The organism is Staphylococcus sp. aM (assembly GCF_052975125.1).
Genome location: NZ_CP121447.1, coordinates 469,390 through 490,662, shown reverse-complemented (window position 1 = coordinate 490,662; position 21,273 = coordinate 469,390). Strand labels below are relative to the sequence as shown.

The window sequence follows — 21,273 nt, the reverse complement described above, 5'->3', positions numbered from 1 at the left end:
TGATGAGTGCGACGGCTTTTTAATTTATTTTTTTAGTTTAAATGGAATTGTACATAATATCACGTTCTTTTGATAAATTAAATGCATTTTTAATCGTAAACTCGTTTGGTTGTGTAATAAATGATGCCAAGGTTTCTTAGGAATAAATTCCGGAACAACCACCGTGATTAAATAATTTTGATCTTCGGCTTTACGATGTATTTTATCAATAAATCGTGATATCGGTCTGATGATACTTCTATATTCTGAATGTAAAATAATAAGTCTAACGTCAGGAAAGTGTTGCTTCCATTTTTCTTGGAATGCTTTTTCATCTTCATCACCAAATGAAACGTGCACTGCAATCACGTCATTATTCGCTAACATTTGTGCATAATAAATTGATTTATCAACCACAGTCGTAATACTCATAATCGGTACAATCGCTAAACTACGATCTACTACTGGTACGTCATGGACATCTAAATCAGAACGTAATTGCTCTGCGACATTACGATAATGAATTTTAATTCTTACAAATACAGATACGAAGAATGGTAAGAATAATAAAATGGGCCAAACATGACTGAATTTAGTAATCAAGAATATCATAAATACTACAAATGTAATCGTACCACCTAATGTATTAACTGCTAATTTAGCCTGCCAACCTTTTGGTCGTTCTCTAAACCATTTTAATACCATACCAAATTGCGCTAATGTAAATGGAATGAACACACCTACTGCATATAATGGAATTAAATTTTCAGTTTTACCTTTAAATAAGATAATTAATATAATCGCAAAAATACCTAACACTAGAATTGAGTTAGAATAACCTAATCTGTCCCCTCTAACTGTAAACATTCTAGGCATGTATTTATCTTTAGACATAGATGCCGCTAACATTGGAAATGCTGTAAAACCAGTATTTGCTGCTAATACTAAAATCAATACTGTTGTAGCTTGTACAAAATAGAATGCCACATTGTCACCAAAGATTTGTGTTGCTAATTGTGATAGAACTGTAGTCTCAGTCTGTGGCATAATGCCATATACATAAGCTAATCCTACGATACCTACTAATAGGAATGCTAAAATACTACCCATTGTGACTAACGTTTTTACAGCATTTTTAGGTGCTGGGTCTTTAAAGTTTGTCACCGCATTTGAAATAGCCTCTACCCCTGTTAAAGAAGAAGCCCCTGAAGAAAATGCTTTTAATAGTAAAAAGAGTGTCACGCCGTGTACTGCTGTTCCTACTGAAGATTGCATATGGGGTTGAATGTCACCTGTTGCAACACGCCACGTTCCCACTACAATTAATGCAACCAATCCAATTATGAATAAGTACACTGGATAAGATAACACAGTAGCCGATTCAGTTAGACCTCTTAAATTTAATATCAAAATAACTAATACTAATAAACATGCTATGAGTACTTTGTAATCATATAAATTTGGAAATGCAGCTACAAACGCATCTGCACCGGAGGATATACTAACTGCTACGGTTAAAATATAATCGACCAATAACGAACCACCAGCAAGAAGTCCCCATTTCTCTCCTAAGTTCGTTTTTGATACCATATATGCTCCGCCACCTTTAGGGTAAGCATATATCACTTGGCGATATGATAATATCAATGCAGCTAATAAAATCAGAACGCCTGCAGCAATAGGTAATGTATACCAAGACGCTACTGCGCCTACAACAGATAATGTAATTAATATCTGTTCTGGACCATAAGCTACTGATGATAATGCATCTGATGATAAAATGGCTAATGCTTTAAATTTAGTGATTTTTTCGTTTTTCAAGTCCCTATTCTTTTTGGGACGCCCAATTAAAAGTCTTTTAATTTGATTAAACATAACACTACTACCTCTTTGTATGTTGATGGATAAACTATACTCCCAACATTGAAAATTGTATAGGTTAACACTATATCTTTTTACTAACTATATACTACTTTAGAGTATTATAACACTTTTTATTCATTCATTTTTCTAATCATCTGTTATTCATAAAATAAATCCTTTAACTCGCTAAAACATTTCAAAACCTGCTATAATAAATTACACAAAATTAACAACGACACAACATTAAATAATAAAGGATTAGAATCATGAAAAAGAAACCATTCATCATCACTGTTTTAATGATGATTGCCATACTCATTGCTGTGATCATTACGAAACATTTTTGGGCATATAATAAAAATGAAACATTACTCACTCAATCGTCTCAAAATTATATTGATACAATTGTAAAATCAGACATGAAATCTGGCGATATACCTGGCGCTTCAATATTAATCATAAAAGATAACAAAGTCTTTTTAAATAAAGGTTACGGTTATGCAAATGTCGAGAAGAAAATTAAAGCAAAGCCTACAACACGATATGAAATTGCATCAAATACCAAAGCATTTACAGGATATGCCATTTTAGAATTAGCTAAAAATGGCAAACTTAGCCTTAATGATCATGTATCTAAATATATTCCAGGCTTTTATATGAAATACGATGGTAAAAAACAAGACATCACGATTAAACAATTGCTTGGTCAGAAAAGTGGTATACCCGCAGATATTACAAGTGAGGATCAAACCGAGGTATATGGTGACTCTATCAAAAATTTAGTTCAAAGTATCAAAGGCAAGGAACTCAATCATAAACCTGGAGACACATTTGAATATTCCAATATGAATTACGATGTATTAGGTCTCATTATTCAGAACGTATCTAAAGAATCTTATAACACGTATATTAAAGATCATATTTTAGAGCCGCTACATATGGAACACACAACATTTAAAAAGACAAACTCTAAAAATAAGCACGAAGCCGTTGGTTATGAACAATCAGGTGGAACGATTAAAAAAAGTGCACCTTCATTCAATATTGGCGATACACCTTCAGCCTTTTTAATGTCTAATACAAAGGATTTAGAACATTGGATTAAAATGCAATTAGCACCATCATCTAAAACAAAAGATATTGTTAAAGCCTCTCAAAAAACAATAAATGAATCACAAGGTGAAGATGATGCCAATGGTTATGCTGCTGGATGGTTCACTAATTCACACGCAGATTATGTATACCATACCGGTACACTTGATAACTATTCATCAGTTATATTGCTCAATCCTAAAAAATCATATGGTATCGTCGTATTAGCAAATATGAATTCTAATAAAGTAACACAACTCGCTGACCATTTGAATGCACAAGTCATGAACCACAAACACTATACAACGATTGAGACAAAAATAGATCAAGCTCACAATATGAACGTCATCATCTCTATCATATCCATGATAGGCGTTATTATAAGTCTCTACTTTATCTTACGTCGCTTATTTGCCATCAAACACGGCAAATACATGGTCCAAAGAAGCAAAGTTTCACTATATGCTTTTATTTTAGTCATGGTAGTATTCGTATTAATAAGTGTTGCGATTTATTTATTACCGTACTTTGTCTTAGGCAATAATAGTTGGTCGTTTGTGATGACATGGTTACCTGCACACGCAAAATGGGCTTTATTTAGCTTTTATAGTTGTATCATCTTAATTACTATATTACTTGTAATCATCATTTTAAGTCAGAAACGCACACTTCATTCTAACTAACATTTATGTTTAAAAAATGAACAGTTAAGAATAAGTAACCAAAACGATGTTCAAAGTTTGTTATATTAGATTAAAATTGTATGTAATGATTGATTTCATACCTTTAAAACAAAGATATTTCATATGAAAAGGAAGTCAATGATGGCCAAACGAATTTCTCTATTATTAATCACTGTTTTATGTTTATCAGGATGTGACTATTCAAAATCTGATAATCGTACAGGATTGTTTTATAATACATTTGTACAACCTATGGATCGGTTATTACATTTATTTGGCCGATTATTTAATTATAACTACGGTTTAGCTATTATAGCTATTGTCTTAATCGTGCGTTTTATTTTATTACCATTTATGCTTATTCAAGTAAAAAATATGCATATCATGCGTGAGAAAACGAAGGTCGTTCAACCTCAAATTGATAAAATTAGAGAGAAGATTAAAGAAGCAGATTCTCAAGAGGAACGAAACGCAGCAAATCAACTATTGATGAAAAAATATAAGCAATATGGTATCAATCCATTTAAAAATATTATCGGTTATTTCCCTGTCATTATACAAATCCCTATCCTTATGGGATTATATATGAGTTTAAAATATCCAAGTAGTGATGGTATTACAAAATATCCACACTTTTTATGGTTTAATTTAACCGAACCGAATATTATGATGACGCTAATAGCAGCACTCATGTATTTGATTCAACCTTTAGTGAATTCAATTCATTATCCTAAAAATGAACGTAAAACGTATTATGTGATGATGATTTTATCACCTATCTTCATTACTTATGCATCTTTACATTCCGCTTCAGCTTTAGGACTATATTGGTCGTTAAGTGCGGCATTTCTAATCATCCAAATGCATTTTGCGCATCGTCATTATGCCAAGGTTGGACGGTCAGAAGCACAACAACTAAGACAATCATTAGAGCAACATAAAGAACAACGTTAAAACTCATTCATAGTAAAAAGCACGACTTAAACCATTAGGCTAAGTCGTGCTTTTTCATATACGCTATTTAATTGGGTTCATTCCATCTTTCCAAGTTGAGTAAATTAATTTACCACCTTGTGCTTTGAACTTATCGTTAGTAATACCACGTTCAAATGGTTGTGCAGGTTGAATGTTAATTTCTGGATCAACATTTAATTGTTGTTTATACCATTCTGCAAAATCTGATCCTTTAACAGGCTCGTCATCTGCCACGTTATAAATACCATTATCAAAGTTTAAAGCTTGAATTGACGTTTCAACTGCATCATCTAGATGTACAAATGATGTAACACCATCTGATAATGTAACGTTACCATCTACGAATTGATTGTATATCATACCATCTTTACCGTACCATGTACCAGGTCCGTATAACCAACCAAATCTTAATACAACATATTCATCCATACGAGATGTTTCTTCCTCAAGTCCAATTACACCATCAACTGTTACTTTACGGTCACCACTTGATTCTAAATCTAATGGTGTTTCTTCTGTAGCAAGGCCTTCCCCTGCTTCGTACATAAAGCCTATACTTTGTGCGATGACTTTTTTAACATTGTATTTCTGAGCTGCATCGATTAAGTTTTTAGAACCTTCGACACGAACTTTAGTATTGGCTGCCATATCTACATTTTTTAAATCTGTAATTTGATTAATAATAATCTCTGGTTGGAAATCCGCAATTGCTGATTCAATCGTATCGTATTTCAAAATATCTCCGACATACGCTTTGACATTTGCTGATTCTAATTTATGTTTACCATTTTCAGATGTTGTAAAGCCAGCTACATCGTGACCTTCTTCTAATAATCTTTTTGTTAATTTGGTACCGATTAAACCAGTTGCACCAGTTACAAATATTTTACTCATAGTCTCACCTTTTCTCTATTTATATAGGGGGTATTTAATTACTTGCTAGACGAGTGTACAAAATCTATCGTATTCATCCAAATAATATGCCCAAGCAATTCTGAAAACCTTTCTTCTTTAGGTAAATCTTCTACTTTAGGTGTTAATGATAATTTTGGTAGTAGGTATTCATGAAAGGCTATGTTTACTAACACACCAAAAATACTTCCTCTTAATACTTTTACTTGAGGACATTTTTCTGCAAGTAGTGCATATCCTAATGCATTCGCTATAGAAAATCCATAATGAACACCCATTATTGTGAGTGGAATCTCATTACCGTTATAATGATAACTTGCATGTTTAACATTCTCCGGTAAATCTAATTGATGAAGCATTGTCATTGGTGGTGGCTCTTCATCACGCTCTGGCGTTCTAGGTGGTAATAATGCTTCCCAACCCATTTTAACAGCGCCTCCTAAGAAGCCACCAACCAGACCAGTCATAATTACTTTCTTGTATGATATAGACATACAAACATCTCCTTAAACTTATCTTTCCTTTTATCATTACCCTTTCATATATACTTAAGACACAATTTATAAATCCTTTTTAAGTATTTTCATGTCTTTGAGCAATTTTCCATTGTCATAAATAGGCTGTTCATATTGGCTAATAAAGAAATTTTTTCTAATATCATAGTCTTCAAAGCCTAATCGATAATAAAAGTTGAGCGTACTTTCAGTGTCACTAGTACCAACATACATTGTCATGTTTCGATATTTATTAAATAACCATGTCATTAGGTAAGTACCTTGTCCTTTTCTGCGATATAAAGGATGAACAGCAATGTTTTTCAGCTCTATCTCTGCATCAGATAATTTTTCTACTGCTGCAATAGCTAGTGTTTGGGATTGGTGATGATCACTAAGTAAATAGACCTGACATTGATTAATATATTGTTCTATTGCCTGTTTTTCAGGATCTGCTAATAATAGTAAATTCATATATTTTTTGACCACCGTATTTTCTAATTCATTAACGATCATATACTCACCTCAAATATTAGAATGTCACACGTCATTTTTCAGTTTAAAAAAGCTTATAAGCAATTCATGGATTTTGCTTATAAGCTTAATAAAAGGTTTCTTACATTTATTGTGCATCTAATTGTTGTTCTTTAGCATGAATCATATTAGCTACGAAATGATTGACTGGTGCATCGATATGGTGTTCCATTCCCAAACGAGCAACCGCACCATTAATATAGTCAATTTCAGTTTTACGATGATTGTTTATTAAATCTTGGTACATCGAAGGATAATGTGGACCTACTTTATCATTTAAGTCGATGAGATATTCAAACACTTCATCTAAGTTCAAATGTACATCATCAATCGTTGCTACGTGCACAATTTCCTGGGTAATTTTATAAATAAGGTTTTTAGCATCATCGCTTTGATTTAACGTTGCTAAATTACATTCTAAAATTGTACATAGTGCATTGGCTGTCCCATTCACACAAATTTTCTTCCATATAGATTGATGTAAATCATCACTCAATACACCATTTAGCTCTGCCTGATTCAAAATGTCTACGATTGTTTTTACGTTATCAGTACCCTCTGTAACTAATGCACCTACTTCAACTGGGCCACTACCCATTAGATGCGTATAACCTGGACTTTCGATACCTGCTGTCCAAGTTGTTACACCTCTCACAATTTGTGGTAATTCGACATATTGCTCAATCAAACGCTCATGTTTTAGCCCATTCATCGTACATACTACGATGGTTGATTGATTTATATGTGGTTGTATATAATCTAACACCTCTTTAAGCTGCATTGATTTTGGAAATAAAAATACAACATCATATAACACATCTTCAGGTATGTCTCTAGAATCATACATTGGTATTTCTAAATGACAATGTTCACCATTAATATCTATGTGTAATCCATTCGTTTGAATTGCCTTAACATGTGATTCCCAACTGTCTATTAGCGTTACATCATATCCATTTTGGAATAATTTAGCACCAAATCCACTTCCTAATGCACCTGAACCTGCAATAGCTATCTTCATTCCAATCCCTCATTCCTCGATAAAGTTACCTTTAAAATACTATTTAAGACTAACATCGTCAATGAACATAACTTAATTTTCATAATTTTCTAACATTAAAATTAATGCTATAAAAAAGGTCGAAACTTTTTCGTTTCGACCTTTCACTAGTAATTATAAATTTCTTGCTTTCTTTGGAACTAATAATAAAATGGCGAAGAATGCAATGATGGCAATGACCGCATTTAAAATCACACCCATAAAGCCGCCTAATTCCATATTCATTTGTGATGCAAACACACCATATATTGTTCCTGAAATAGCAACACCAAATGCATTACCTAAAGATGATGCCATTTTATAAACACCTGAAGCAACACCCACTTTTTCGTCAGGCGCTTGTGCTACAGCTGTATCTGTAGATGGAGTGGCATAGATACCTAGGCCAGTACCAAATAATAAATAACCAATGACACTAGACGTAATATACCAAGGTTCTGGTAAAAACGTTAATGACAGTAATACTAAACCAAGTGCAGTAATTCCGCTACCCATTAATAACGGACGTTTAGGACCAAGTGCTTGTAGTATTATTTCACCTACACGAATCATAATTAATACTGCTATCAAATAAGTTAATGAAATCATACCTGTTTGTGATTCATTAAAATCTAATTGTTGTTGATAGTAGGTATTAACAACAATGAGTGTCCCACCTGCAACACCATTCAACATAAAGTTAGAAACTGTTGCACCACTATATCCTTTATTTGAGAACAAACTAAAATCTACTAAAGGATATTTAATCTTATTTTCATAGATAATAAAGCCGATAAGTGAAACAATGAAAACCACGATTAGACTTAAAATAATGGGTGAGAATAAGCCTAGTTTAGATGTTTGCGTAATAATCACGTTGATACTTAACATACAAATAATCAAGATCATTAAGCCAACAATATCGAATTTCTTTTTCTCACCATTTTCAGTGATAACTGGTTCAGCTTTTGTTTCAGGTGTATGTTTAATTAAATACATTGATAATAATGTTAATACAATAGAAACGATGAAGATGGTTCTCCAACCAAAGTGCGTTGACATTAAGCCACCAAAGAGTGTACAAATACCACTACCACCCCATGATCCAATTGACCAATAACTTAACGCTCTTTGTCTCGCTGTACCAATATAATATTGGTTAATAATAGCTAGTGTTGCTGGCATAATACATGCAGCAGACAACCCTTGGAATATTCTTCCAGCAATTAAAAATGGTGTAAATGGCGTGATAATAATTAACAAAGAACCAATAATATTTAAAATTAATCCAATATATGTGACTTTCACACGACCAAATTTGTCCGCAAAGTCACCGGCACCTACAATAAATAAGCCTGACATTAAAGCTGTAAGACTGACTGCTATGTTAATCGTACCGATATCACTTTGATATGTAGATTGCAAAGGGACAACTAGATTCACAAGTGTTTGTGCGAATAACCAAAAGGTAATCACACCTAAAATGATACCAAGAAGAAGCCTATTATCTCCTTCAAATTCTCTTGAAGCTTTGTTCATAAAATATCAATTCCTCCTACAAAAAACACTTTCCAACTTTTACTTACTTGGTTTTAAATCGACTTAATGCTATGACCTTTGATTTAATAACAATCTCTTTCCTTCTATTTGTCTAAATTATTAATCTGTTTATATAAATCGATTTAATACTTCTTTACCTTTACCCTTTAATTTCTTTTAATATTTAGAATATTTGTATATATAAATCTATATTTTACACCAATTACTTTTATTTTTCCATAACGTCTTGAACTATACAAATGATAGTATTATCGTTAAAAATAGGTAAGCGTTTTCGATTTGATAATACGAGGATTTGTTAAATTGATAACGATGATCCCTATTAATTATTTTGAAAATTGTCACTGAAATGACGAATTCAATATACAAATTAATATGAAATGTATTGTATAATCACTTGTGAATTACTTCACAAAAGATTCGTTTGAAATTTGCAATTTAAGCTTTATTTATTTTTTTAAAACCTAATAACAAGTCAGTCGCTTTTTTTGTTTTAAATGAGTAAGTGAGTCGTATTTTTGACAAATCCAAACGTTCTTACCAAATCATTTTATACAAATAGAACAGGAGGAATGTATGTTATGGCTAACTCACCTTCTCAAAGTGAACGAGTTCAACATACATCTGGAAGAGTGTATCATTTCTTCCAACAGGCTTTAACACTTGCAGTTATTTTATTTATTTCCAAGATCATTGAAGCAGTCATGCCTATCCCAATGCCCGCTTCAGTAATCGGTTTAGTTTTATTATTTATAGCTTTATGTACTGGCATTGTTAAATTGGAACAGGTTGAATCCGTAGGAACTGCTTTAACGAATAACATCAGTTTCTTATTCGTTCCAGCTGGGATTTCAGTTATCAATTCATTACCGATTTTAAGTAAAAGTCCAATACTGATTATCTTACTTATTATTATTTCAACTATTTTCTTATTAGTATGTACTGGTTATGCATCTCAGTTACTTGTGACTAAATCACTATTCCCAAGTAAAGAGAAAAATGAAGAAACTAGTCGTATAGGAGGTTAATCATGGCGGACTATTTAGGTATTAATACACCCTATTTCGGTATTTTATTATCATTAATCCCATTTGTTATAGCTACATATTTTTATAAAAAGACAAATGGCTTTTTCTTACTTGCACCTTTATTTGTAAGTATGGTTGTAGGTATTGCTTTCTTAAAATTAACAGGTATTAGCTATCAAAGTTACAAAATCGGTGGCGACATTATATATTTCTTCTTAGAGCCAGCGACAATCAGTTTTGCTATACCTTTATATAAAAAACGTGATGTGTTAAAAAAATATTGGTTACAAATATTCGGTGGTATCGCATTAGGTACAGTTGTAGCTTTAATATTAATTTACTTAGTTGCTTCATTATTCCAATTTGGTAATCAAATTGTTGCATCAATGTTACCTCAAGCTGCTACAACAGCGATTGCTTTACCAGTATCTGAAGGTATCGGTGGAGTAAAAGAGTTAACATCATTAGCTGTTATTCTTAATGCTGTTGTTATCTCTGCGCTCGGTACTAAGATTGTACAATGGTTTAAAATTACCAATCCAATTGCACGTGGTTTAGCGTTAGGTTCTAGTGGTCATACACTAGGTGTTGCAGCCGCAAAAGATTTAGGTGAAACTGAAGAATCAATGGGTAGTATTGCCGTTGTTATCGTTGGTGTCATCGTCGTCGCAATTGTGCCAATATTAGCACCTATTTTATTAGGTTAAATCATTTAATATAAGATAAGAGGCCTGAACAAAAATCATAGTTCAGACCTCTTTTTTATATTTTATTTGATTTGTTGTGGTTGATGTTCAAATTTCTTTTTATTTTTACGAGTAGGATCTAATCGTTTTTCTAAAAATCTTAAACCTAAATCAATTAAAATGGCTATTAATGCAATAGGGATTGCCCCTGCAAGGATGAAAGTCGTACCGTCTGTTGAATTGGTACCTCGGATGATAATATCACCAAGCGTTGGCGCTCCGATAAATGAACCAATTGCCACAATTCCAATTGCTACAACGAGCGCAATACGTATACCACCAATGATGACTGAAAGAGATAGTGGTAATTCAATCATACGTAAAACTTGGTTTCTCGTCATACCCATGCCTTTACCAGCATCTTTAATATTCTCATCTACATCTACAATGCCCGTGTACGTATTCTTAATAATTGGTAATAATGAATATAAGAATACGGTAACAACTACTGTAGTTGGACCAAGTCCCATCGCTAACATTAAAATGGCCAACATGGCAATGGCTGGAACAGTTTGAATGATATTAGCAATCGTGATGATTGGCCATGCTAATTTTTTATATCGTGCAATGACAATACCAATCGGTATCCCAATGATACATGCAAAGAGCACACCATATACTGACATAAGTAAATGTTTAAAGAATAGTTCCATTAGGTAGCCAAAGTTTAATGAGTAATATTCAATAATAGATTGGAATAAATTACCTTTCATGATTATTGACCACCTTTCTTACTATTTTTGTCGTTTTCGAAATAGTTATGTTTTTTCAAGTATTCTTCAGCAATGATAGCTGGTTCTTTACCTTTACCATCTGCTTCGTAATTTAATTTCTGCATTTCTTTTGTTGACACTTTACCTTCTAACTTTTTCAAGGCCGTATCAATTTTCGGATTATCTTTAATCACTTTTTCAGTCGCTAGTGGACTACCATCATATGGTGGGAAGAATTTACGATCATCTTTTAAGATTTTTAAATCATATGCTGCAATACGACCATCAGTAGAATATCCTACAGCAACATCTAATTTTTTATTTTTCAGTGCATCATATACTAGTCCAATTTGCATTGGTCGTGCACTAGCAAATTTGAATCCATAATCTTTAACGAATGCTGGATAGCCATCGCCTGCTCTATTCATCCATTGCGTATCCATACCTAATCGTAATTCGTCTTTATGTTTTTCTAAGTCTGATACTTTTTCTAAGTGATATTTCTTAGCTGTTTCTTTTGTCACCATAAACGCATACGTATTCGCAAAACCTAATGAATTATAATACTTTTGATCATATTTTTTCTTAAATAGTCTTTGTGACTCTGCCATGGCTTTTTTAGGATCTTTCGTCGGTTTGGCATCCAATACACTTGTTAATTCGGTACCTGTGTATCTTACCGCAGACATATTGACGTCACCGCGCTGTAATGCGTTATGTTGAATAATACTAGAACCTAAGTTACCTATAATTGTAGGTTTAATTTTGCCTTTAGTTTCATGTTCAATCATTAATTTTTCCATATTAGCAATGATTTTAGTTTCACTCGTCTCAGTTGTTGTAATTTTTACATCATTCTTTGAATTGCCGTCCCCTAAACCTGGCAAACTACACCCAGATAATACTAAGAGGGACAACGCAATAAGAATCACTGTATATTTGATATGTTTCTTCATATTGATAAATCCTCCCTTTTCTTATCTAGATACTTTTAAACCTTTAGGTACTGCCCATTTTTCAACTAATGATAATAAAAAGTCGACAATTAGTGCTAGTAACGTAACTAATATTGCTGCACTAATAATCATTGGTGGTTGATATAAATTCAATCCGTTAAATACTAAATCACCAAGACCACCTGCGCCGACATAACTCGCTAATGTAGCCCAACTAATAACATATACACTTGAAAGGCGTATACCACTAATAATCATAGGTAACGCCAATGGCATTTGAACATCTTTCATTAATTGAAATTGTGTCATTCCCATACTTTGTCCAGCTTGTATTACATTTTTATCAATGTTTTTCACGCCGAGTACCGTATTATTTAATATTGGTAATAAAACATAGATAAACAACGCCACAATCGCTGGTGTCTTCCCTACACCAAAGATAGGTATCATAATAGCTAATACTGCTAATGTTGGAATAGTTTGTAAAACACCCGCAATAGTTAAAACTACATTGGCCGTTTTCGTTGTTCTAGACAATAGGATGCCTACCGGAACAGCTACGACGATTGCAATCAGTAAAGCAATGATAGAAATATAGAAATGTTCAATCGTCTTAGATACGAGCTGACTTCCATATTCATTCAAGAATGCTTTCATTATCGCTCATCTCCCGTTTCATGCTTATTCGCCTCTTCTGTAACACTAGCATCATTTTGTTGATGAGCTTGATGTTCTGAATTTGCTATATCACTATTAACAGATTCGTCAGAAGGTTGAGTTAGTTGTGTGTCGCTTGCTTCACCCCAAATAGAGTCATAAACGATGTCAACTAAGTTAGCACGTGTAATCAAACCAATGAGGATATTGTCGTCATCAACAACTGGAATATTTCTAACATTACGTTTTAAAATTGTACGTACTGAGTCTTGTAATTTCGAATCGATATGTACTTTATAAATATCACGTTGCATCGTATCAATCAGTTCTTTTCTTGCACGGAGTCCTTGATTGATATCCTCTATGTCTAAAAATCCTAATAATTTGTGATGGTTGTTTACAACAAATATGGTATCTACACGTTTCTCTCTCATGATATTGACCGCATCATTAAGTGAATCATCTGCGTGTACTGTGATCGGTTTAATCATTGCGCCTTCAACCGTTTTCATATTTGGTCTATCTTGAATCAATCTATTCTGACCAATAAAGTCTTTTACAAAATCATTTGCAGGATTTCTTAAAATATTGTCAGGTGTATCGAATTGTACGACTTTACCTTTCGACATAATACAAATTTTATCGGCCAATTTAATAGCTTCATCCATATCATGTGTCACAAAAATAAATGTTTTACCTAATTTTTGTTGAAGTTCTTTCACTAAATCTTGCAATGTATCTCGTGTAATTGGATCAAGCGCACCAAATGGTTCATCCATTAAGATGATGTCTTGTTCAGCCGCAAGGGCTCTTACTACCCCAATACGTTGTTGTTGACCACCAGATAGTTCAGCCGGATAACGGTCTAAATATTCGACTGGTAGGTCTACAAGTTTTATGAGTTCTTCTGCCTTTTGGTCTTTCTTTTCTTTCGACCATTTTAGTAATTTCGGTACAAGTACAATGTTTTCTCTAATAGTCATGTGAGGCATCAAACCAATTTGCTGAATGACATAACCAATACTTCTTCTTAATTCAACTGGGTTCATATTACGTACATCTTTGCCGTTCATTTGAATTTGGCCATCTGTTGCTTCAATCATTCGGTTAATCATTCTTAAAGCAGTGGTTTTACCGCTACCACTTGTCCCAATAAAGGCGATAAATTCACCTGATTCAATATCAAGCGTTAAATTATCTACTGCCTTTTTATTCCCAGAGTAAATCTTGGTTAAATTCTTAATGCTTAACATGATTGTTTTCCCCTTCCATATTGTAAAAAATGACGAATTAATACGATGACAATTAAAAAAGGCCTACAGAGCAGTTGTTAACAAAATAAAATATTAGTTGAACAAGAGCACGAAGGCCTTTCTTTTAAAATTTGTAACTACGATAAAATGCGAATCACACTTCATTAATGTTGTGCTCCCAACACTTAATGCTATTTTAATTGCACGCATATTCGACAACGATATAAATATATACCCTATATAATTTTAGTAAACCTATTGCATTTTTACAAAATTTAACTGTTCACCCTTAACATTTTTATAAAGTTCTTATTTCAATTGATTAATTATATAAAAGGATAAATATGCTTAGTATTTTATAACCTAATGAATTATGAAAATTATTTTAAGAAAAATTGACAATACATTGAATTATACTTTTATGTTACACATTTATAATTTTTTATTTCATTTTTGTGCTATGTTGAGCTTGTAACCAAAATATAGACAAAGAAGGGTTTTATATGAGTCAAGAAAGCAAAGTATCAGTTGTAACAGGCGGTGCACAAGGCATTGGGTATCAAATCGTTAAACGTTTATTTGATGATGGATTCAAAGTTGCCATTGTGGATTTCAACGGAGAAGGCGCAATTCAAGCGGCACAATCTTTAACACAAGATGACTCAAAGGTTTTAGCCATTAAAGCTGATGTAGCCAATCGTGATGATATATTTAGTGCTATAAATCAAACAGTTGAACATTTTGGTGATTTCCATGTTTTAGTGAGCAATGCTGGTTTAGGACCCATGACACCGATTGATTCCATTACTCCTGAAGACTTTGACAAAGTATATGGCGTCAATGTCAAAGGTGTTTTATGGGGGATTCAAGCCGCACATGCACAATTCAAACAATTAGGTCATGGCGGAAAAATTATTAATGCTACCTCTCAAGCTGGCGTAGAAGGTAATGCAGGCTTATCACTTTATAGTAGTAGTAAATTTGCTGTGCGAGGTTTAACTCAAGTTGCTGCACGTGATCTAGCACATGAATCTATTACAGTAAATGCATTTGCGCCTGGTATTGTTCAAACACCAATGATGGAAGGTATTGCTAAGAAAACTGCTGAAGAAGCTGGAAAACCTGAATCTTGGGGTTGGAAACAATTTACAGATCAAATCGCTTTAGGCAAACTTTCACAACCTGAAGATGTATCAAATGTTGTTAGTTTCTTAGCTGGCAAAGATTCAGATTATATTACTGGCCAAACGATTATTGTTGATGGTGGGATGAGATTCCATTAATCCTCTTTATTAAATGCTTAAACACTCATAAAAATAAGAAGAGGGACAGAAATATATATTTCAAGTTACATTCATATTTAGGCAGTAGTTGACTGTATAGTCATTCATTTTCTTTAGAAATTAGTATTTCTTATGCATGAGTTTCACTCATGTATTCCTATTTTAAAGTACACATTAGCTGTGGCTAATGCGTAAGAACCACTAAATAAATGATTAGTGGTTCTTTATTATTTCGGTCCCACTCCCTCTTGCTATTTGTCATGCATACCTTTTCCTTCTAAAATGTGATTAATATATTTGTCCACTCTTTTTTGTCTGGTATCTGCTCGTTTGGCATCACCAATATGATGCAAGTATTGACGTTGTCTTCCAGGTGTTAATTGATCGAACGCTTCTTTTAATTCTGGCATCGCATCGAATTGTTGTTGTAATTCCTCTGGCACCTCAAAATCTTCTGTTTTCTTTAATTCAACTTGTTTACCAGACTTTTCAATGTCAATAGCTTGTTTCACATAATCAATAATTTCTTCTTTACGTGATTGAATTTCCTCTAAAGTTGTAAATCGTAGCTGTCTTGCGGCTTGTACATTTTTAGTTTGTCTAATTAAAGTATTTTTAGAATCTTCAATAAGTGCACCTTTAAAGAAAAAAAGTGCTACATACGTTTTAAAACCATGAATAAGAACCACATTTTTATTATTAATAGTGTAACAAGGGTGCATCCATTTATAATCTTCGTCCAACTCGTCAAAATCAACTATAAGTTCTCTTAAATAGTTATATTCTTCTTTCCATTGACTATCTTTTTTCAAAAATTTTTCTACTTCCAAATTGTTATTTTTCTCTACCATGTCATTGCCCTACTTTCTATTGATTCTGCCATTTCTCCACTATTATAAACTATAATATTAAAAAAACTAATTTTATACATTTAAATAAAAATTACAATATACACATTTGACTAATATTTTAACTAGCGTATAATAATGGCGTAGTATTTTCAGAATATAAAAGAATGAGGAGTCAATATGGCAAATAAAAATGAAACAGAATCGAATAACAGTAAGATTAATCTGCCCCAGTTAGTGTTACTCGGATTAGGGTCATTAATTGGTTCAGGCTGGTTATTTGGTGCTTGGGAAGCATCGTCAATTGCAGGACCAGCAGCTATCATTTCTTGGATTATTGGATTCGTCGTTATAGGAACCATCGCCTATAACTACATTGAAATTGGAACTATGTTCCCACAATCTGGTGGTATGAGTAACTATGCTCAATATACACATGGTTCATTACTCGGTTTCATAGCCGCTTGGGCAAACTGGGTATCACTCGTAACAATTATACCTATTGAAGCAGTTTCAGCTGTTCAATATATGAGTTCTTGGCCTTGGGATTGGGCTAAACCGATGGGTAGTTTAATGAAAGATGGTTCAATCAGTACAACAGGTTTAATCGCTGTTTATGCTATTATTATTATCTTCTCTTTATTAAATTACTGGTCAGTTAAACTATTAACTTCATTTACAAGTTTAATTTCATTCTTCAAACTTGGAGTTCCATTATTAACAATTATTATGTTAATGATCTCTGGCTTTGATACAGGAAATTATGGTCACTCAGTAGGTACATTCATGCCTTACGGTAGTGCACCAATATTCGCAGCAACAACAATGTCAGGTATTATTTTCTCATTTAATGCATTCCAAACAATCATTAATATGGGATCAGAAATTAAAAGCCCTGAAAAGAATATTGCGCGTGGTATTGCTATTTCACTTACAATTAGTGCTGTGCTTTATATCGTGTTACAAAGTACATTCATCACTTCTATGCCACAGTCAATGATTCATGAACATGGTTGGAGTGGTATTAACTTCAACTCTCCATTTGCTGACATGGCCATTTTATTAGGTTTAAATTGGTTAGCCATTTTACTTTATATTGAAGCTGTAGTGTCACCATTTGGTACTGGTGTATCATTTGTTGCTGTAACTGGTCGTGTATTACGCGCCATGGAAAAAAATGGGCACATCCCTAAATTCTTAGGTAAAATGAACGAAAAATATAAAATCCCACGTGTTGCAATTGTGTTTAACGCAATCATCAGTATGGTAATGGTTACACTATTCCGTGACTGGGGTACGTTAGCAGCAGTTATTTCAACTGCAACATTAGTTGCTTATCTAACTGGTCCAACGACAGTTATTGCATTACGTAAAATGGGTCCTAAGATGACACGTCCATTTAGAGCTAGAATTTTAAAATTCATGGCCCCATTATCATTCGTTCTTGCGTCACTAGCTATTTATTGGGCCATGTGGCCAACAACAGCAGAAGTTATATTAATCATCATTTTAGGTTTACCAATTTATTTCTTCTATGAATATAAAATGAATTGGAAAAACACTAAAAAACAAATCGGCGGAAGCTTATGGATTATTGTTTATCTCGTCGTACTTTCATTCCTATCATTTATTGGTAGTAAAGAATTCAAAGGTTTAAACTGGATACATTATCCATGGGATTTCTTAGTTATCATCATCGTTGCACTTATTTTCTATCAATTAGGTGCAATTAGTTCATTCGAAAGTGTCTACTTCAGACGTGCTAAGAAAATGAATAGTAACATGGGTGATAAACTTAAGAAACGTAAACGTCGTGAGAAACGCGAAAAAATCGCTGAAAAACGTCAAGAACAACAAGATAAAGAAGAAAAACGCCAAAACAAAGAAGAATAAACTCATAAATCAAATTAAAACTGCTAACGATTGTAAACATCGTTAGCAGTTTTTTTATACATATAGCTGACTTTAATCATTTATTATATAGTGTTATTAAAGATGACTTTGAAAGGACGATTGACAATGATGGTTAACATAACTTTAAATAACCGTATCGTTAAAGGTATTTATAATAATGAAAATGATATTGACGCATTCCTTGGTATTCGTTATGCCGATCTCAAATATGGTCGATTTAAACATTCTGAATTGATTACATCATTGCCTAAATCGGTAGACGCAACCTTTTTCAATAACATCCCCCCACAACCGTATAACCAACTTGAAGATTTTTTCTCAAGTGGTGTTTACTTTCATTTCAATCAATTTACACAAGATGAAGATTGTTTATATTTAAATATATGGCGACGTCATCACTCTCAAAATAAAACTCGACCTGTCATCATCTATTTTTACGGTGGCGGATTTGTCAATGGCCACGGTAGCGCTGAACTATATCAACCTCAATCTGTCGTCGAACAAGAAGATGTGATTGTCGTCACATTTAACTATCGATTAGGTTCTTGGGGATTTTTAGATTGGTCCTTTTTCAATTCAAATTACGAATGTAATAATGGGCTTTCTGATCAAATCAATGCGATCAAATGGGTACACCACCATATTAAAAATTTCGGTGGAGATCCTAATAACGTTACGTTAATAGGGCAATCTGCAGGGAGTATGAGTATCATGGCTTTGATGCAATTGCCAGAGACAGAATCCTATTTCCATAAAGTCATGTTATTAAGCGGTACATTGCGCTTAGACAGTCGAAAGATAGGCTATGAAAAAGCACAAAATTTTAGTGAAATCATAGCGGAAAACTACCCTAACTCAACCATAGATTCATTAACTACAGAAAATATCATGAATATCATGAATTTAGACCAAACAACTCGTGGCCAGTCCAAAGGTTTAGAATTAATTTACGCACCTATTCAAACATCATCAATGACAATGAATAATCCCAATTTCTCAAAGCCGATATTTGTTTCTTATACTCAAAATGAAGGTGATATTTATATAAAAAATGAATCTCGAAAGTTATCACCTGATCGCTTTGTTAAAGCTATGGCTTTTAATGGTGTAGAAATAGAAATCAGTGATGCCATTAGTGCGCAACAACAATCTACATGTATTACTGACTATATTTTTCAACAACCCGCACATGACTTTTTGAAAAGCATCAGTCATAATCCCAACAGATGGCTAGCTTCCTTTCAATGGCACCAACCAAATAACACTTATTATCACTCTGCTTATCATATATTAGATATAGTCTTTTGGTTCGGTCATTTGGACATTTTAAAAGCTAATGGCTTAGATGTCACGACTCACGAACGTGAATTAAGTATGAAAATGATTCACGACCTTGCATACTTTGCAAGATTTAGTAAGATGCCGTGGCTACCATATCAAGTGGGTCATACAACACCACATATTTATGACTAAAAAAGGAGTAGGACAGAAATAAATTTTTAAGAAAATATTATTTCTGTCCCACTCCCTTTCATTATGCTTCTTTTTTAGCAAAGTGAATATTCTTTAATGTAAGGGTAACGACTAATCCTAGAAAGCCAATCAAGGCACTTGTGTATGTCACTGCATGTACTGATAGATGTGATACGACTAAACCACCGATTATACCACCCATTCCGATACCTGCGTTTAAGCTAGACATGTTCCAACTCATCACCTGGCTTGTATCTCCTTCAACATGTTCTATAAGACCACTCTGCACTGCAGGATTCGTACTCCATTGCATAATATTCCAAACAAATAATCCGATTAATAACATGATCGTACCTGATAGAATGAAATTTAAGACAAGCATCATAACGATAAATATCGTAATAGAGATGATTAACCAACGCTTACTTGTCCATTTATCTGCAAAGATACCTCCCAATGATGTACCTATCACACCAGCAACACCATTAATTAGTAATGCCAGTGATACAAATGACATTTCATGGCCATTTGATAAAATCAGTGGATTAATATATACAAATGTGACTGAGTTCGCTACTAAAATTAAAAATGTAATTATAATGAATTTTGCTACTTCAGCTGGACGTAATACTTTAGATATTACCTGATTAGAATGGTCAGCGTCTGTATGATTAGCATGACTCAGTTCATGTTCTTTAGGTAAATACAACATCATTAGTATACCTACAATGACACTGACAGCCACAATAAATATAAAAGTAAAACGCCAACCTACCCAATCGCCTATTAATGTTCCAATAGGTACACCAAATACATTGGCACCACTAAATCCTGAATAGACAACACCAATCATCTTACCTCGATTTTTAGGTGAAGTTAACATTGCAGTCAACGCAAGTACTTTAACAATAATGAGTGATGCTGCTGCAGAGGACAGAATACGTCCTATCACTAAAATAGTGAAATTAGGCGCTATTGCTATAATTAAATTCCCTATAATAAAAGTCACTAATGTCCAAAGTAATATCGATTTAGCTTTAAAACGTTGCGTCACTTTAACCAGAATCGGTCCACAAATGGCAAATGTTAAAGCATATAACGTAACAAGTTGGCCAATGACGGCTTCAGATACATGTAAATCTTGGCTCATTAAATTCATAATACCTGCTACCATCATCTCGACCATACCAACGATAAACACACTAAAAATGAAAGTAACGATACGCATCATCGACATTTTTCATATCCCCCTTTCATAAATTTTTCAATGT

At 33.3% G+C, this 21,273-nt stretch carries 19 protein-coding genes; 7 read left to right on the top strand and 12 right to left on the bottom strand.

Going from position 1 to position 21,273, the window contains the following annotated elements; genetic code table 11:
* Window positions 1-24: 24 nt before the first annotated feature.
* Window positions 25-1,854 carry an APC family permease gene (locus P7F85_RS02210; protein WP_002466462.1) on the bottom strand — a complete coding sequence of 610 codons (1,830 nt, stop codon included), beginning with the start codon at window positions 1,852-1,854 and terminating at the stop codon, window positions 25-27.
* Window positions 1,855-2,108: 254 nt separating this feature from the next.
* On the opposite strand from P7F85_RS02210, the gene P7F85_RS02205 reads away from it, so the two are divergent.
* Complete coding sequence (locus P7F85_RS02205; protein WP_015364714.1) at window positions 2,109-3,617, top strand: serine hydrolase FLP; 1,509 nt, start codon at window positions 2,109-2,111, stop codon at window positions 3,615-3,617.
* A 141-nt stretch (window positions 3,618-3,758) separates the two neighbouring features.
* Window positions 3,759-4,571, top strand: a complete 813-nt coding sequence (gene yidC, locus P7F85_RS02200; RefSeq protein WP_270251538.1) for a membrane protein insertase YidC — start codon at window positions 3,759-3,761, stop codon at window positions 4,569-4,571.
* Window positions 4,572-4,634: 63 nt separating this feature from the next.
* Here yidC and P7F85_RS02195 read toward each other — a convergent pair whose 3' ends face one another.
* The 5 genes from P7F85_RS02195 to P7F85_RS02175 all read right to left on the bottom strand — a co-directional run bounded on the left by P7F85_RS02195 (window position 4,635) and on the right by P7F85_RS02175 (window position 9,110).
* Window positions 4,635-5,486, bottom strand: coding sequence for an NAD-dependent epimerase/dehydratase family protein (locus tag P7F85_RS02195; RefSeq protein WP_002466459.1), 852 nt, complete (start codon window positions 5,484-5,486; stop codon window positions 4,635-4,637).
* 38 nt (window positions 5,487-5,524) lie between these two features.
* On the bottom strand, window positions 5,525-5,998 hold the full coding sequence (locus P7F85_RS02190) for a DUF1440 domain-containing protein (RefSeq protein WP_002466454.1): 474 nt from the start codon (window positions 5,996-5,998) through the stop codon (window positions 5,525-5,527).
* 66 nt (window positions 5,999-6,064) lie between these two features.
* Window positions 6,065-6,514, bottom strand: a complete 450-nt coding sequence (locus tag P7F85_RS02185; protein ID WP_002466465.1) for a GNAT family N-acetyltransferase — start codon at window positions 6,512-6,514, stop codon at window positions 6,065-6,067.
* A gap of 106 nt (window positions 6,515-6,620) precedes the next feature.
* Window positions 6,621-7,553, bottom strand: coding sequence for a 2-dehydropantoate 2-reductase (locus P7F85_RS02180; protein WP_002466456.1), 933 nt, complete (start codon window positions 7,551-7,553; stop codon window positions 6,621-6,623).
* Window positions 7,554-7,706: 153 nt separating this feature from the next.
* Window positions 7,707-9,110 carry an MFS transporter gene (locus P7F85_RS02175; protein ID WP_447158558.1) on the bottom strand — a complete coding sequence of 468 codons (1,404 nt, stop codon included), beginning with the start codon at window positions 9,108-9,110 and terminating at the stop codon, window positions 7,707-7,709.
* 602 nt (window positions 9,111-9,712) lie between these two features.
* Between P7F85_RS02175 and lrgA the strand changes: the two genes are divergently transcribed.
* Both lrgA and lrgB read left to right on the top strand, forming a co-directional pair.
* Entirely contained in the window at window positions 9,713-10,159 is a 447-nt protein-coding gene (gene lrgA, locus P7F85_RS02170) for an antiholin-like murein hydrolase modulator LrgA (protein WP_002466455.1), read from the top strand.
* 2 nt (window positions 10,160-10,161) lie between these two features.
* Window positions 10,162-10,866 carry an antiholin-like protein LrgB gene (lrgB, locus tag P7F85_RS02165; RefSeq protein WP_002466453.1) on the top strand — a complete coding sequence of 235 codons (705 nt, stop codon included), beginning with the start codon at window positions 10,162-10,164 and terminating at the stop codon, window positions 10,864-10,866.
* Between the two features lie 62 nt (window positions 10,867-10,928).
* Here lrgB and P7F85_RS02160 read toward each other — a convergent pair whose 3' ends face one another.
* Genes P7F85_RS02160 through P7F85_RS02145 form a run of 4 tightly spaced genes read right to left on the bottom strand, consistent with a single transcriptional unit; the run spans window position 10,929 to window position 14,484 of the window.
* Window positions 10,929-11,618, bottom strand: a complete 690-nt coding sequence (locus P7F85_RS02160; RefSeq protein WP_002450378.1) for an ABC transporter permease — start codon at window positions 11,616-11,618, stop codon at window positions 10,929-10,931.
* A 2-nt stretch (window positions 11,619-11,620) separates the two neighbouring features.
* On the bottom strand, window positions 11,621-12,574 hold the full coding sequence (locus P7F85_RS02155) for an osmoprotectant ABC transporter substrate-binding protein (protein WP_002466458.1): 954 nt from the start codon (window positions 12,572-12,574) through the stop codon (window positions 11,621-11,623).
* Between the two features lie 21 nt (window positions 12,575-12,595).
* On the bottom strand, window positions 12,596-13,231 hold the full coding sequence (locus P7F85_RS02150) for an ABC transporter permease (RefSeq protein ID WP_015364713.1): 636 nt from the start codon (window positions 13,229-13,231) through the stop codon (window positions 12,596-12,598).
* On the bottom strand, window positions 13,231-14,484 hold the full coding sequence (locus P7F85_RS02145; RefSeq protein ID WP_002466464.1) for a betaine/proline/choline family ABC transporter ATP-binding protein: 1,254 nt from the start codon (window positions 14,482-14,484) through the stop codon (window positions 13,231-13,233). The genes P7F85_RS02150 and P7F85_RS02145 overlap by 1 nt, the downstream gene beginning before the upstream one ends.
* 503 nt (window positions 14,485-14,987) lie before the next feature.
* Here P7F85_RS02145 and P7F85_RS02140 point away from each other — a divergent pair.
* Window positions 14,988-15,767, top strand: a complete 780-nt coding sequence (locus P7F85_RS02140; RefSeq protein ID WP_002466457.1) for a (S)-acetoin forming diacetyl reductase — start codon at window positions 14,988-14,990, stop codon at window positions 15,765-15,767.
* Window positions 15,768-16,018: 251 nt separating this feature from the next.
* Here P7F85_RS02140 and P7F85_RS02135 read toward each other — a convergent pair whose 3' ends face one another.
* Complete coding sequence (locus P7F85_RS02135) at window positions 16,019-16,618, bottom strand: YdeI/OmpD-associated family protein (RefSeq protein ID WP_046464439.1); 600 nt, start codon at window positions 16,616-16,618, stop codon at window positions 16,019-16,021.
* A gap of 177 nt (window positions 16,619-16,795) precedes the next feature.
* Here P7F85_RS02135 and P7F85_RS02130 point away from each other — a divergent pair, with 177 nt between their 5' ends.
* Together P7F85_RS02130 and P7F85_RS02125 are read left to right on the top strand one after the other, a co-directional pair.
* A complete protein-coding gene (locus P7F85_RS02130; RefSeq protein WP_002467072.1) occupies window positions 16,796-18,508 on the top strand; it encodes an APC family permease in 1,713 nt (570 codons plus the stop codon).
* Between the two features lie 129 nt (window positions 18,509-18,637).
* Window positions 18,638-20,002 carry a carboxylesterase family protein gene (locus tag P7F85_RS02125; RefSeq protein ID WP_026088936.1) on the top strand — a complete coding sequence of 455 codons (1,365 nt, stop codon included), beginning with the start codon at window positions 18,638-18,640 and terminating at the stop codon, window positions 20,000-20,002.
* Between the two features lie 61 nt (window positions 20,003-20,063).
* On the opposite strand, the gene P7F85_RS02120 is transcribed toward P7F85_RS02125, so the two are convergent.
* Window positions 20,064-21,239 (bottom strand): MFS transporter, encoded by a 1,176-nt coding sequence (locus P7F85_RS02120; protein ID WP_015364710.1) that lies wholly within the window; start codon window positions 21,237-21,239, stop codon window positions 20,064-20,066.
* Between the last annotated feature and the right edge of the window lie 34 nt (window positions 21,240-21,273).

Coding starts and splice junctions, on each gene's coding strand:
- P7F85_RS02125 (WP_026088936.1), top strand. CDS start 18,638: ATGGTTAACATAACTTTAAATAACCGTATCGTTAAAGGTATTTATAAT.
- P7F85_RS02140 (WP_002466457.1), top strand. CDS start 14,988: ATGAGTCAAGAAAGCAAAGTATCAGTTGTAACAGGCGGTGCACAAGGC.
- P7F85_RS02175 (WP_447158558.1), bottom strand. CDS start 9,110: ATGAACAAAGCTTCAAGAGAATTTGAAGGAGATAATAGGCTTCTTCTT.
- P7F85_RS02135 (WP_046464439.1), bottom strand. CDS start 16,618: ATGGTAGAGAAAAATAACAATTTGGAAGTAGAAAAATTTTTGAAAAAA.
- P7F85_RS02150 (WP_015364713.1), bottom strand. CDS start 13,231: ATGAAAGCATTCTTGAATGAATATGGAAGTCAGCTCGTATCTAAGACG.
- P7F85_RS02185 (WP_002466465.1), bottom strand. CDS start 6,514: ATGATCGTTAATGAATTAGAAAATACGGTGGTCAAAAAATATATGAAT.
- lrgA (WP_002466455.1), top strand. CDS start 9,713: ATGGCTAACTCACCTTCTCAAAGTGAACGAGTTCAACATACATCTGGA.
- yidC (WP_270251538.1), top strand. CDS start 3,759: ATGGCCAAACGAATTTCTCTATTATTAATCACTGTTTTATGTTTATCA.
- lrgB (WP_002466453.1), top strand. CDS start 10,162: ATGGCGGACTATTTAGGTATTAATACACCCTATTTCGGTATTTTATTA.
- P7F85_RS02210 (WP_002466462.1), bottom strand. CDS start 1,854: ATGTTTAATCAAATTAAAAGACTTTTAATTGGGCGTCCCAAAAAGAAT.
- P7F85_RS02195 (WP_002466459.1), bottom strand. CDS start 5,486: ATGAGTAAAATATTTGTAACTGGTGCAACTGGTTTAATCGGTACCAAA.
- P7F85_RS02205 (WP_015364714.1), top strand. CDS start 2,109: ATGAAAAAGAAACCATTCATCATCACTGTTTTAATGATGATTGCCATA.
- P7F85_RS02130 (WP_002467072.1), top strand. CDS start 16,796: ATGGCAAATAAAAATGAAACAGAATCGAATAACAGTAAGATTAATCTG.
- P7F85_RS02155 (WP_002466458.1), bottom strand. CDS start 12,574: ATGAAGAAACATATCAAATATACAGTGATTCTTATTGCGTTGTCCCTC.
- P7F85_RS02180 (WP_002466456.1), bottom strand. CDS start 7,553: ATGAAGATAGCTATTGCAGGTTCAGGTGCATTAGGAAGTGGATTTGGT.
- P7F85_RS02145 (WP_002466464.1), bottom strand. CDS start 14,484: ATGTTAAGCATTAAGAATTTAACCAAGATTTACTCTGGGAATAAAAAG.
- P7F85_RS02120 (WP_015364710.1), bottom strand. CDS start 21,239: ATGTCGATGATGCGTATCGTTACTTTCATTTTTAGTGTGTTTATCGTT.
- P7F85_RS02160 (WP_002450378.1), bottom strand. CDS start 11,618: ATGAAAGGTAATTTATTCCAATCTATTATTGAATATTACTCATTAAAC.
- P7F85_RS02190 (WP_002466454.1), bottom strand. CDS start 5,998: ATGTCTATATCATACAAGAAAGTAATTATGACTGGTCTGGTTGGTGGC.